General features: G+C 68.9%; 11 protein-coding genes. 4 read left to right on the top strand and 7 right to left on the bottom strand.

Annotated features, from left to right (window positions below; all coding sequences use genetic code 11):
• Nucleotides 1-55 precede the first annotated feature (55 nt).
• Entirely contained in the window at nucleotides 56-1,246 is a 1,191-nt protein-coding gene (locus PSH03_RS22445) for a cellulose binding domain-containing protein (protein WP_238690330.1), read from the bottom strand.
• A gap of 194 nt (nucleotides 1,247-1,440) precedes the next feature.
• On the opposite strand from PSH03_RS22445, the gene PSH03_RS22440 reads away from it, so the two are divergent.
• A complete protein-coding gene (locus PSH03_RS22440) occupies nucleotides 1,441-3,201 on the top strand; it encodes a DUF1996 domain-containing protein (RefSeq protein ID WP_238690329.1) in 1,761 nt (586 codons plus the stop codon).
• A gap of 202 nt (nucleotides 3,202-3,403) precedes the next feature.
• Complete coding sequence (locus PSH03_RS22435) at nucleotides 3,404-4,231, top strand: SAM-dependent methyltransferase (RefSeq protein ID WP_210785552.1); 828 nt, start codon at nucleotides 3,404-3,406, stop codon at nucleotides 4,229-4,231.
• Nucleotides 4,232-4,397: 166 nt separating this feature from the next.
• On the opposite strand, the gene PSH03_RS22430 is transcribed toward PSH03_RS22435, so the two are convergent.
• Both PSH03_RS22430 and PSH03_RS22425 read right to left on the bottom strand, forming a co-directional pair.
• Complete coding sequence (locus PSH03_RS22430) at nucleotides 4,398-5,087, bottom strand: peptidase associated/transthyretin-like domain-containing protein (protein WP_210785551.1); 690 nt, start codon at nucleotides 5,085-5,087, stop codon at nucleotides 4,398-4,400.
• Between the two features lie 236 nt (nucleotides 5,088-5,323).
• The gene (locus tag PSH03_RS22425; protein ID WP_238690328.1) at nucleotides 5,324-5,731 is read right to left on the bottom strand and encodes a nitroreductase family deazaflavin-dependent oxidoreductase; all 408 of its coding nucleotides are present in this window, start codon (nucleotides 5,729-5,731) and stop codon (nucleotides 5,324-5,326) included.
• Nucleotides 5,732-5,847: 116 nt separating this feature from the next.
• On the opposite strand from PSH03_RS22425, the gene PSH03_RS22420 reads away from it, so the two are divergent.
• Both PSH03_RS22420 and PSH03_RS22415 read left to right on the top strand, forming a co-directional pair.
• Complete coding sequence (locus tag PSH03_RS22420; protein WP_238690327.1) at nucleotides 5,848-6,432, top strand: hypothetical protein; 585 nt, start codon at nucleotides 5,848-5,850, stop codon at nucleotides 6,430-6,432.
• Nucleotides 6,433-6,748: 316 nt separating this feature from the next.
• A complete protein-coding gene (locus PSH03_RS22415) occupies nucleotides 6,749-7,063 on the top strand; it encodes a hypothetical protein (RefSeq protein ID WP_238690326.1) in 315 nt (104 codons plus the stop codon).
• Between the two features lie 156 nt (nucleotides 7,064-7,219).
• Here the strand turns inward: PSH03_RS22415 and PSH03_RS22410 are convergent, their stop codons facing one another.
• Genes PSH03_RS22410 through PSH03_RS22395 form a run of 4 tightly spaced genes read right to left on the bottom strand, consistent with a single transcriptional unit; the run spans nucleotide 7,220 to nucleotide 12,540 of the window.
• Complete coding sequence (locus PSH03_RS22410; protein ID WP_238690325.1) at nucleotides 7,220-8,782, bottom strand: DUF8588 domain-containing protein; 1,563 nt, start codon at nucleotides 8,780-8,782, stop codon at nucleotides 7,220-7,222.
• A gap of 14 nt (nucleotides 8,783-8,796) precedes the next feature.
• Nucleotides 8,797-9,369: a hypothetical protein gene (locus PSH03_RS22405; RefSeq protein ID WP_238690324.1), complete on the bottom strand. Its 573-nt coding sequence runs from the start codon at nucleotides 9,367-9,369 to the stop codon at nucleotides 8,797-8,799.
• Entirely contained in the window at nucleotides 9,362-10,549 is a 1,188-nt protein-coding gene (locus PSH03_RS22400; RefSeq protein WP_238690323.1) for an AAA family ATPase, read from the bottom strand. The genes PSH03_RS22405 and PSH03_RS22400 overlap by 8 nt, the downstream gene beginning before the upstream one ends.
• Before the next feature lie 5 nt (nucleotides 10,550-10,554).
• Nucleotides 10,555-12,540, bottom strand: a complete 1,986-nt coding sequence (locus PSH03_RS22395; protein ID WP_238690322.1) for an ATP-binding protein — start codon at nucleotides 12,538-12,540, stop codon at nucleotides 10,555-10,557.
• Nucleotides 12,541-12,596: the final 56 nt, after the last annotated feature.

Here is a 12,596-nt window from a genome sequence, read left to right as displayed (position 1 = left end):
GGGCCCTGGCGCGGCGGTGGTGGGGCACAACCGTATGGGTAATCACGAGGCTCCTTCAGCCCGCCGTGCAGGGGGCGCCGTTCAGCGAGAAGCCGGTCGGCGGCGCGTCGCTGACACTCCACCGCCCCTGGACGCCGAAGGTCGCCGAGCCGTTCGGCGCGAGGACGCGGTTCCAGTCGACGTCACGAGCGGTCACTGTGGTCCCGGTCTGGCCGATCGTGGCGTTCCACCCCGAGGTGACCTGCTGGTCTCCCGGGAAGTTGAAGGTGACGGCCCAGCCGTCGATCGGTGCCGCCCCGGCGTTGTGGACCGTCGCCGTGGCCACGAAACCGCCCTGCCACTCGGACTGGTTCCGGTAGGTCACCCGGCAGGTCGAGGGCGGCGGGGGCGTCGGAGTCGTCGTCGTGGGCAGAGTGACGGTGTTCGACGCGATCGACACGTTGCCCACCGCGTCCCGGGCCCGCACGTAGTACAGGTTCCGCAGCGGCGTCGACGCAGGCAGCGGCGTCGTGTACGTCGTACCCGGCACGGTGGCGACGAATTGCGAGGTGAACCAGCCGTCGAACCGGTAGACGTTGTACCCGAGCACGCCGACGTCGTCCGTCGACGGCGACCAGGACAACGTGCCGGTCGAGGCGGTCACCTCGCCGACGGTCAGGTTCTGCGGCGCGGTCGGCGGGGTGGTGTCCGGGCCGGTGTCCGTCACCGGTGTGACCACTGTCAGCGCGTCCGACCAGTTCGAGCGTTGCCCGAGGCTGTCCCGGGCGATCAATCGGAACGTGTACTGCTGGCCCGCCCCAAGCTGGCCGGTGATCGTGGTGCTGGTGACGGCCCCGACGCTGGCGCTGAAGACGATGTCGCCGAACTCCTGGTAGTACGTGATGTCGTACCCGGTGATGGCGCAGCAGCCGGGCGCGGCGGCCGTCCAGGTGAGGGTGACCGACGCGCTCCGGACCTCGCTGGCGGTCAGGTTCGTGGGCGCACTCGGCAGGGCGGGCGAGGTGCTCGGCGTACCGGACGGCGTCGGCGACGTTGGCGGCGCGGTTCCGGCCGGCGCTGCGACGGACCCCGCGGCCCCACCGCGTGCCGGGGCGACCCGCGGGTACGCGGCGGGCGTCACGGTGCCGGCGTCGGCCGCCGGTGCGGCGCTCAGAGCGGTGCCGAGCACCGCCGTCGACAGCACGACGGCGGCCAGCAGGCCCGGCCGCAGACGGCGGAACAGCGAGGACGAGCGAACGCCAGTCATACCTCGACGATGCAGCAAGAGATCGATGATCGCCAACGTGTCTCACGCCTCGGCCGGTGATCGGCGCGGCTCATGCCCGACTTCTTACCGAACCATGACGTGCCCGGTGACCGCTGACCGTTGACCGCCCGTTGGCCCGTACCGAGGGGAGACAGCACATCACCGGAGCCCTTTCCGGCTTTGAGGAGATTCCGATGAACCGCAGAAAGAACGGGACCGCACTGGTCCAGACCCGGCCGGCCCGAATCGCCATGGCCGCGCTCGTGCTGGCGGCCACCGGCGCGCTCACCGCCACCTTCGTCTCCAGTGGCGGCAAGGGCACCGCGGATGCCGCCACCAGCCTGGACCAGTTCGTGTCGATCGAGAACGTGCCGCCGAACGTGCGGAACCCGAGGCCGGCCGCCGGTGCGTCGACCGGCCGGTTCACCGTCGACTGCGGCACGAACGGCAACGGCAAGTTCAGCCCGGACAACCCGGTGGCCCAGCCCGGCATCCGCAACGGCGCCGAACACGTCCACGACTTCGTCGGCAACCTGGCCATCACCGCGAACTCCTCCGACGCCGATCTGGACGCCTCCGGCACCACCTGCCGCAACGGCGACAAGTCGTCCTACTTCTGGCCGGTGGTGCGAATCGACAAGACCGTTCGCAGCGGCAAGGGCGTCCAGCAGGCCCTCGCCCAGACCCAGCCGATGGTCGTCTGCCCCTCGGTCGGCAAACGGCTGCGGGCCGTCCCCACCGGGGCCCGCAGCACCGTCGACCGACTGCTGGCCGAGCTGGATCGCCAGCAGGCCGCCGCGAACCAGCGGATGACCGGCAGCCGGGGCCGCATCGACGCCGCCTTCAACCGGGAGGTCATCGACTCGCTGCGGGCCCGACGTGCCGCGATGATCAGGCAGATCAGCACCACGATCACTACCGCCGGCGGTAACCAGCCTGGCCTGGTCTCGCTTGTCGACTGTGATGTCAGCTACGACGACATGCACGCCCGGATGCCCGGCAGCGCCCACCGTTCGAGTGTGAAGGCGGCCCAGGCCGCGAATCCGCGGATCCAGTGCCCCGCCGTGCGGGACAGGGTGCCCGGCGTACCCGATCGGGCGCTCGCCGAGGTGAACCGCAACCTCGACGAACTCGACCGGCAGATCTCCGAAGCCAACGAACGCCTCGTCACCAGCCGTGGCCAGGGCGGCCCGGCCTTCGTCGACAACGCCATCCTCGGACCGCTACGCGCCAAGCGGGTCGCCGTGCTCGACCGGATCGCCACCGCGATCGGGCGGCAGGCCCCCCGCCCGCAGGGTCTCGAAGCGCTCGCCGGCTGCACACTGGACCAGGCCCCCAGCACCCCGGCGGCACCAAGCAGCGCACCCACCAGCGCCGCCGCACTGCCCGACCCGCAGGGGCCCAACTTTGAGCTGCCCGGCAACACCGGCGGCATCGTCCGCCCGGCGCAGGTGCTGATCGAATACCGCGGCAACCCCGTCAGCAAAGTGGTGCCGATGCCGAAGTTCCTGCGGGCCCTCACCGGTGACGCCAAGCCCACCAGCCGTGGCCCGGCCAACGCCCGTGCCACCTGGACCTGCTCGGGCTTCACCGACCGGCTCTCCGACAAGTACCCGATCTGCCCCGCCGGCAGCCAGGTGCAGCGCGTCCACGACTTCCCCGGCTGCTGGGACGGCAGGAACGTCGACAGCGACAACCACCGCAACCACGTCGCGTTCGCCGACAAGGCCACCGGCGGCTGCCCACAGGGCTTCCGGGCGATCCCGCAACTGCGGATCACAGTGGCCTACGACATCGCCCGCGACGTGCAGGTCAAGGGCCAGTACGCCCTCGACTCCTTCCCCGAGGAGAACCACAACCCCTTCTCCGACCACAACGACTTCGTCAACGTCAACTCCGCCCAGACGATGCAACGCATCGCCACCTGCATCAACAAGGGCAAGAACTGCTCCTGACGCCGGGGCCGCGTCGCTCGGGCGGGACGGGTCGCGGCCGGCTACCGGCCGCGACCCGGTGTGTCGCCATTACCGAGGGGACGATTCACTGGGAGCGATACCAGTGGGGCAAAATTCGATCCTCCCGATCGTTACACTCGCCGGAACACCGGCACCGCCGCAGACCTCGACCTGCGCCAATCCCCATCGAATGGAGACGCCTGTGACCCGCGACAAGGCGGCACCCCCCGGTATCGACCCCAACATTCCCAGCGTGGCCCGGGTCTATGACTTCTTCCTGGGCGGCAAGGACAACTTCGAGGTCGACCGGAAGGTTGCCGAGCACGCCCTGCGGATCACACCGGACGGGCCGGCAGCCGGCCAGGCGAACCGGGCCTTCCTGCGTCGAGTGATTCGCTTCCTCGTCAGCGAGGCGGGCATCGACCAGTTCCTCGACATCGGTTCGGGGCTGCCCACCCAGGGCAACGTGCACGAGGTCGCCACCGAGCAGAACCCAAAGGCTCAGGTGGTCTATGTGGACAATGACCCGATCGTCCTGACGCACGGGCGGGCCCTGCTCGCCGCGGAGGGCACCGCGACGGTGATCCAGGCGGACATCCGGGAGCCGGAGGCGATCCTCAACCACCCGGACGTACGCCGGTTCCTCGACTTCGACCGGCCGATCGGCTTGCTGCTCTTCGCGATCCTGCACCACCTCGGCGACGACGAGGACCCGAAGGCGGTGGCGGCCGCGTTGATCGACGCGCTGCCCTCCGGCAGCTACGTGGCGATCTCGCACTTCCGCGACCCGGGCGAGCGAGACCCGGAGGGCTCCCGCAAGGCCCGCGAGGTCGAGCGGGTCTTCAACGAGTCGCTGGGCACCGGCCGCTGGCGTACCGACGAGGAGATCCTCTCGTTCGCCGATGGCCTGACGGTGTTGGAGCCGGGGCTGGTGCCGCTGGCCGAGTGGCGCCCAGAGCCGGACGCACCGGCTACGGTGCAGACCGACACCTATCACACCTTTGTCGGGCTCCTCGCCCGCAAACCATAGGCGCCGTCTTGCGTTGCGGTCCGTCGGCGGGCGCGCGCCCGCCGACGGACGCGCCGCGTCGGGATCTGACCGTCCAGCCGCCCTCCTCAGCCTGGCGGCAGGAAGATGGCCCCGGCGCCAAGCGCCAGGGCCAGGCATCCCGATCCATCATCGCGGAGGCTGGACATCAGCTCCCGGAGTCCGGGAAGAGGTACAGGTCGAACCGCATCCCCTGGTTGTCAAGCTCCACCTGCTGGCTGCCGTAAAGGCTGGGCGGGCCAGCGTAGGTGCCGATGAGGTTGTACAGACCTGGGTCGACAACGAACTGGAAGGCACCATCGGGGCCAGTCACGACCTCGATCCCGGCCGGCTCCAGCCGAATTGTCGCCCCCTCCAACGGCAGCCAGGTGGTTGTGTCGAACGCTTGGCCCTGGAGGCTCCAGATGGCAGACACCGTGAAGCTTCCCTGCGTCATGGGGCTCAGCCGGCCGCGGCGGTCGACCGCCACCGCGTACACCGGCCGCTCACCCGTCACGCTGCCTACGTCGATCGTCACACTGGCCGTGCCGTCCGAGGCCGCTTGGACCTCGCCGTCCAGATGCGTGTTGTCGACGCTGTAGCGGAACTTGGTCACCCGAGTGTCGCCGTTCGCGGCGAACGTGATGGCAATCTGGCCACCTTCGGCGGCGCTGTCGCCGCCCGGGAAGCTGATTGCCGGCTGAAGAGGCGCCTTCGTCCCAGAGGGCCCTCGGACGGCCGCCGACGCAGGCGGTGCCACCAGCATCGAACCGGCGGCCAGTGCCAGCGACGCGGCCAATGCGGCAACACCACGGCGAGTGAGACGGGTGCGCGCATCCAACGTTGATCCGACGAACATTGCGGCCCCCGTATCATCAGTACGTCACAGCGCGCTCACCGTAGCCAGCAAGATGATCTACGTCAACATCTTTCAATGCCTTGCGAATGGACTGTCGTGCGGCATGCCGCTGCCAGTCTCGCGGGCTGATGAAACGTCGCTTCGGTGACCGGGCCACCTTCGTGGTGGAGGTGGGCGAGATCGTTCACGCCATGCGGGCGAGCGCGCCGCGGGTGCACCGACGTGACGTCGAGTGCCTACCGCGCGGGTTCCAGTACGACGACTGGGATCTGGCGGGTGGTCTTCCGCTCGTAGTCGGCGAAGCCTGGATACGCGGCCTTCTGCGCGCTCCAGATCCGTTCCCGCTCGTCCCCGGCGGCCACTCTGGCGACCAACTCGACCCTGTCCGTACCGATCTCCGCCTGGGCCTTGGGGTTAGCGAGCAGGTTGTAGTACCAGTCGGGATTGCTGGGCGCACCGCCCTTGGACGCGAACACGGCATAGCCGCCGTCCACCTTCTGGTACATCATCGGGTTCACGCGGGGCTGGCCACTCTTGGCGCCCACCGTGTGCAACAGCAGCAGCGGAGCGCCAGCGAACTGACCGCCGACCTGCCCACCGTTGTCGCGAAACTCAGCGATGATTTTGTCGTTCCAGTCGCTCATGCCTTCTCCTCGCCTCCGCGCACCGGCTCCGTCGACACGATTCTGACAGTCCCAGGCGCCCACTGCTTGCTTGCGCAGGCCGCAGTCGCCGCGTGCGCCGACGTAAAGTCTCGGCCGTGGATGAGGTTCGCTTCGAGCGCTATGACCGGTACGAGCGGTCTCTTGTCGACGTACTCAACGCTCTCAACCTCACAGCGCCGCTGACACCTTCCGGCGATGAGCGTAACGACCCGCGGGCCCGACGGCACTGGCAATGCAGCGTGGCCCTGATGATCATGCGGGAGGCGGTGCCGCCGCAGCCCGAGGAGTTGTTCGAACCACTGATGCTCGCGGCCGTCTACGAACCTGACCCAAGTCACACTCAACGACACATCAGACCAGCGCTCGCCGTCTTCGGCCGCCGGCGCGTCCAGACCAGGCTGCTCGAATATCTCCGAACGGGAACCGACTACGAGATCATCGGTGCGGCCGACGCCTGGTACTGCACGTACCTGCGCGTCACGGGAGGCGACACCGGGGACGATCCATGCACCGACCTGCGGCACGCCTTCCAGGAAACCGGCCTGCGCATATTCCTGGCCAACGACCACCCGGGAGTTCGCGGCCGCCTCATCACCCTGCTGAACCTTCGTGCCGAAGAAAACCCACCAGAGCTGCGCCAACTGGTCTCCGACGTGCTCCGCACGGTGTTCCCGTCCTAGACCCAGACGACGAGGACGCCCCGGGGCCTGGCCGCGTGATCGGTCACGCAGAGCGGGGCCTTGCCGGATCGCGAGGTCGACCGTTCGCCGGCCAACAACTACAGGTAAGGAAGGCCCGGCCGGCCTGATCAGTGGGCCGACCACACCTTTCCACCTGTGCAGGCGTCGTCACAAGTGGTCATCGATGGTCATTCACGAACGGCCTTCGACGGCCTGGTCATCGCCTGGAACTGGTCCCTCGCCGACCCGCGGAGTCGGCGGCGGCGGGCGTCCGGCACTGTTGCCACCGGCGCAGGCAACCCGGCACGATCGATTCGTGACAGCCGAAGAAGCCCACCTCCGCTGCGAAGCAGTTTCGTGGATCAGCCACGACTTCCCGGGCTGGGTGCGGGTTCGCCTCGTCGACGTCAACAGCACGTCGTGGTACTTCGTCGACAAGGTCCCGGTCTTCACCGCTGACAAGTCGCACCTTGAGGCTCGCCTGCCTGCACCTGTCCACATCCTGTGCAGCATCGTCGGCCGAGATGGCGAGGCACTCGTCGTCTCGACCGCACCGTACGGGGTCGAAGCCGAGGACGGACAACGCCTGTTCCGGGTACATCCGAGCCAGCTCGACCGACAGACGGTTTAGGAAGGCAGTTGCGCTGCGTTGAGAGAAGATGCCTTGAACAGCGAAAAGGCCAGGCAACCACTCCCTGATCCCCTAGATCGTTCGGCACATGCTCGCCTGTGGCGGCCTGATCGCCTCCCGCACCGCCGCTCCGACCCTGGCGGCCGCTCTGGAGAACTAAGGCTGAGCTTCCGCCGCCGCCCGTTCGTAAAGGCGGGCCGCACGTAGCGGGGATGCGTTCCGGCGATGCAGATCGGCCGCCTCCTTCAGGCGCCCGGCAAGTTCCGCCTCCATGGCGAGTTCGTGCCACGATGCCGCCTCGTCGTCCGGCGGGTGAGACCCGGGGCCCGGCTGGTCCTGGTCCAGCCTCAGATCGTCGAGCAACTGGCGCAGGTCATCGTTCGCCGACTGGGGGACCAGTTCCGGCAGATCGCCCACCCACAAAGCCCAGACCGGCATCGCGGTGCCCGGATCGAAGACCCAGCCGCTGCGCGGAGTGAGCACCACTGCACGATTCTGTCCGGCACGGAACAGCTCGCGACGGGCTGACGGTGGGACGTGGGGGCGCAGCGAACAGCCCAGAGGCAGATAGAGCGGGCCGGGCCCGAGGGCGTACAGCGGCTGGCCGACCGGGATTCGCACCAGAATGCCGCCGGGCGCGACCAGCAGGTGCCGGTCGCGGCCCAGGATGATCCGGGCGGTATCGGCCAGGGGATCGCCCTCGAGTAGCAAACGGATGGTTGACAGCTCGGCATCGTCGACCAGCACGGCGTCCAGGGCCTGGCCCTCGGTGCGGCGCGAAACGACCCGTACCGCCGGCAGTTGCAGGTCTGGCAGCGCGGCCGGCGGTTCCTCCTCGATCAGCGGGTAGTCCTCGCCCAACTGGACCAGTCCGGCGCTGTCGGCGAACTCGCCGAGCGCGTCGAGACGGCGGCAGCCGAACGGCGAGGCGGCCAGGACCCACGTTCCGGCATCGACGAGACCGGCCAGCAGGTGGTCGTCGAGCGGGGCCGCAACGGTGTGTTCGATCAGCAGGTCGTCCTGGCTGCCTGCGATGCGGCAGGTGAGCGCGGCCGGATCCCGGGTCAGGGCGGTGACCAAGGACGGAGGCAGGTTGCCCCTATACGCGGACACGGCCAGCTCGATCAAGGTCGTGGTGCCGGCCGGGCCGGGGAACAGCGGACTGAGGCGGACTGGCCGGTGGCGCACGTTCAAGCCCAGATCGATGGTGCGCCGGATGATGTGCGCGGCGGCCGCACCGTCGAGCAGGATACGTAGCCGTTCCACCGGACGGACCGGCACGCGCTGCACCCCCGCGGTCCGGATCAGTGTCACGACGTCGCTGCTCACGAGAGTGTTCCGCGATACGGCGGACTTCGTTTCGGAGACGCCCACCGGTGGCGGGCCGAAGCCGGGGTCGGATAGCAGATAATCGCCGGACGCCACGTACGCGGTGGCCGATACCATACGGGCGAGCTGCCGCCCGAGTTGCAGGTCGACCTCGGTGGTCACCCACCATCCGCCGGTCTCACCATCGCGCAGAACGGACAGGTCCGGCGCGGCCTTAGTCGCGCGGAGGACGCCGACGAACGCCAGGGCGCCGGCGGCCGCCGGGAAGCGGCAGGCGAACAGGACGTCGTGGCGCTCCGGCGCGACGGGCTTCGGCGCCCGCTGGCTCTGCGACGGGACGACCGGCTCGGCCGGCACCGGCTCTGGGCTCAGGGGCTCGATGCGTTGCATCGGTCGTGGACCGGTCACTGGTCATTCCCTCCACCGAGTCCGGGCGGGAGCACGAGTTCTTCGCCGTACTCCCGTTTGAACCAGTCGCGCCAGCGCGCCACAGCACCGGCCCTCCCGCCGTGCGCCGAGGCCGCGAAGATCAGGGCAGCCTGGTCGGGCCGGTGTAGGGCCGTCGCCACGGCGACTGCCCACTCCTCGATCGGATCGGTGGCGCCGTCCGGCCCGGCCTGCAGACGCTGAACGTCGCCGAGCACCATGAGAATGCGTTCGGCGTGTATGTCCTGCGCTGCGTCGCATCGAGCTCGAACCAGCTGCCAGCGGATGTCGTCCAACTGCCCGTACTGCTCGACGAGCGCGCGAGCCGACTGGACGTCGTCGACCCGGTGTGCCAGGAGCCACGCGGTCCAGAGGAACTTCCCTTCGGACAAGTAGGCCTCGGCCGCCTCCCGGTACATCGCCTGCTCGACATAGGCGAGGGCAGCCCGTATTGGCTCGCCCGCGGCGAGGAAACAGCGTGCGGCATCCGCGGGGGCGTCGGCCTCGAGATAGCACTCCGCCGCAGCCAGCATCAGAGCCCGGTCAGCCATTCGGCTCGAAACGTTCGCGGTACGCCGCCACCGTCTCGCGCTGGGACTGTTGCAGCTGCCCGAGCACCTCCTGCCCGCCGGGATGGTCCCGCTGCACCTCGGTGGTCAGGCGGTGCAGCCGCCGGATCACCTCGCGCCATTCCTCGGCCGTCTGCGCCGATTCCCGCAGCCGCATGATGTGGCGCACGTCGAGGCTGATCTCGGTGATGTCCCGCACCTGACGGCCTCGCTCGAGTACCGACACCTGGTGGTCGGCGAGGATGCGCCGGATCGAGACCTCGTCCTGGGGAAGTGTCCACAGGTGCACGAGCTGCCCTAGGTCGGACAGCTCGGCCCGCGGGCGGCCGGAGAGCAGCGCCGAGGCGGCGAACGTCTTCATGGCTTTGACCGCGCGGCGGTCCGAGAAGACGACGCCCTCGGACCGGAACGTTCGCAGGATCTCGGCGAAGGTGTCCCGGACGCCGCTGACATCGACATCGGCTACCGCGTTCTGCAACTGGATGAGCTCGGCCAGCGGAAACGTCACCTCGGTACGGGCGGTCGCCCGCTCGCCTTCGGCCACCTCCGTGCGGATCCGGTCGCGTTCGCCGCGCCAGCCAATGTCGAGCACGTCCTCGATCAAGTCGTCGGGAACGTAGTCGAGGTTGCACCGCAGCAGGAACCGGTCGGAGAAGGCGGCCAGCAGCGGGTCGTCCGGGATCTCGTTGGACGAGGCGAACAGCGAGATCAGGTCGAGCTCGACGACCTCGCTGCCGTTGTAGAACCGCCGCTCGTTGACGATCGTGAGAAGCGAGTTGAGGATCGCGCTGCTGCCCTGGAAAACCTCGTCCAGAAAGGCGATGTGTGCGGTCGGCAGCATCCCATCGGTGTTCACCCGGTAACTTCCGCGCTGGAAGGCCACCAGGTCCAGCGGGCCGAACAGCTCGGCCGGCTCGGTGAAGCGGGTCAGCAGGTACGCGAAATAGCGCACGTCGAGCAGCTTCCGCAAGCGGTCGATGACGCTGCTCTTGGCGGTGCCCGGCGGCCCGATCAGCAGGGCGTGCTCGCGGCACAGGGTGGCCATGGCGACGATGTCGATGACGTCGTCCCGGTCCACGAACTGAGTTTTCACCTCGGCCAGCCGAGTCGCGTACGTCGCCGCCTTGATCCGGATGTCACGATCGAGTTGCACCACGGTCACGACGGTTACTCCTCTTCGGAATCGATGCTGGGCTCGCTCGGCCGGATCACGGGAGCCGATCCGCCAGTCGGAACGGTTTCGGTGACGGTCAGTTCGCCCTCGGGCACGGGACGCCGGGCCGGTCGCCGTAGCGGAGTGAGGACGGTGAAGGTGGCCCGCCGCCCCGGCCTGGTGCCCGCAACCTCGGTGCTGTCAATTTCGTGTTCCTGCTGGCCGAGCCGTAGGGCGCCGACCAGTTCGCCGAGGCGGCGGGCGTCGGCCGGGCGGCGCGGTTCGCCGACCAGCTCGTCGGCGCGGGCGTCGCGGAAGATCGAGCGGATCTCGTCGCCGTTCATCCGGTCCGTGGCGCGACTGATCCGGTCGAGCAGCCCGCCGGAGACCGGGATCCCGAAGTGCCGGGCGTGCACCTTGGCGATCTCCCGCCGGGCGAGCTCGTCCGGCAGGTCGATCCGGATCGGGCGGAACCGGCTCGGCCGCAGAAGAGCGTCGTCGATGATGTCGATCCGGTTCGTGGTGCCGATGATCAGCACTGGCACTTCTGGACGGAAGCCGTCGAGCTCGGTCAGCAGCTGGGCGACGATCGCGTTGCCGGCCCGGCTGCCGCCGTCGCCACGGCCTGACCGGCGCCCCGCGATGGAATCGAACTCGTCGAAGACCACCACGGTCGGCGCGTTGCGGCGGGCCTCGGCGAACAGTTCGCGGACCTTGCGCTCACTCTCACCCACGTACATGTCGGTAATCTCCGGCCCGGAGATCACCTGGATGGTGGCGTCCATCTTATTCGCCACAGCCTTCGCGAACAGCGTCTTACCGGTGCCTGGCGGTCCGTGGAAGATGAACCCGCGTGGCACCAGGTCGTATCGCAGGTCCTCGGGCAGGTCGACGGCGCCGCTGACGATTTTCAAAGCGCGTTTGAGCTCGTCCTTGACAGTGTCGTACCCGCCGATCTCCTCGAATGTCACCGTCGGCATCTCGAACGAGCTGGACGCCCGGGCCTTGAACACCCGCAACTCCTGTACGAGGTCGGCGAAGCGGGGGCGCTCCCAACCGGCACCAGTCGTCGGCCGGTGCTGGTGGAAGGCGAAGCGCAGCGCATGCCGCAGCCGGACCGCGTTCATGCCGGCGATGTGCTTGTACAGCTCCGGCGCGTCGAACCCGTCGAACAGGTCTGCCTCCTCCCGGGTTACGAGGGCCTGGCCGATCGGGGTCCGGCCGCTGCCGGACGTCGTCACCTCGCGGGGCAGGATGTCGATCGGCATCTGCACGCCGAACCGGTTCGCCAGGACCTCGGGAATCATGAGCGACGGGTCGGTGAACCCGAGCAGGATGCACTCACTGCGCGAATAGAGCACATCGGTCAATTCCCGGCCCTCTAGCGTCAGCGCCGCGTCGCTGCCACCGGCCAGCAGGTCGAGATGCGGAACGACGACGACCTGCTGGGGTTTCGCCTCCCGAACCATGCGGGCCAGCGTGGCCAGCAGCGCGGCCCGGCGGCCGGTGCCCATGCTCATCACGTCGCCAGCCGCCACGGCGGGCAGCTCGCCGAGGAGCGGCTCGCGCCCTGCCCGCCCCGGCACCTCGCGAACGAGGTGTTCGACCAGCAGCTTGTCACACCGGATCAGCACCGACAGGCCGCTGTTGAGGTACGCCGCCGCTCGGTTGATCTCGACATCGTGGGCGATGAGCACAGCCTCGCGCTCGCTGACTCGTTCCGGGTTGCCGTTCGGCAGACAACCCAGGGACGGTCCGGCCGCCGGCTGCGCCGAAGAGGAGAGGGCGGCCTGCTCCGGTTCCGGCGCAGGTTCGGAGCTCCCGAGCGGCAGCGGGATGCCCGGCGGCAGGTACAGTGCGGTCGCACCGCCGCCGAGCGGCTCGACGCGCAACGCCAGCGACTTCACTGGCACCTGCAGATGTTCCTCTTCGAGGGGCTGCAGCCCAAACGCCGGATGCTCCCGCAGCAGGTCACCGAGAGTGAGGTCCGGTTCGTCCATCCGCGCGATCGAGTACCGGTCGCTGAATGCCTTGGGGTAAACCGCGGCTAAGGCGA

This window comes from Micromonospora salmantinae, from assembly GCF_022230905.1.
GTDB lineage: Bacteria > Actinomycetota > Actinomycetes > Mycobacteriales > Micromonosporaceae > Micromonospora > Micromonospora salmantinae.
This window is presented reverse-complemented; position numbering and strand designations above follow the sequence as displayed.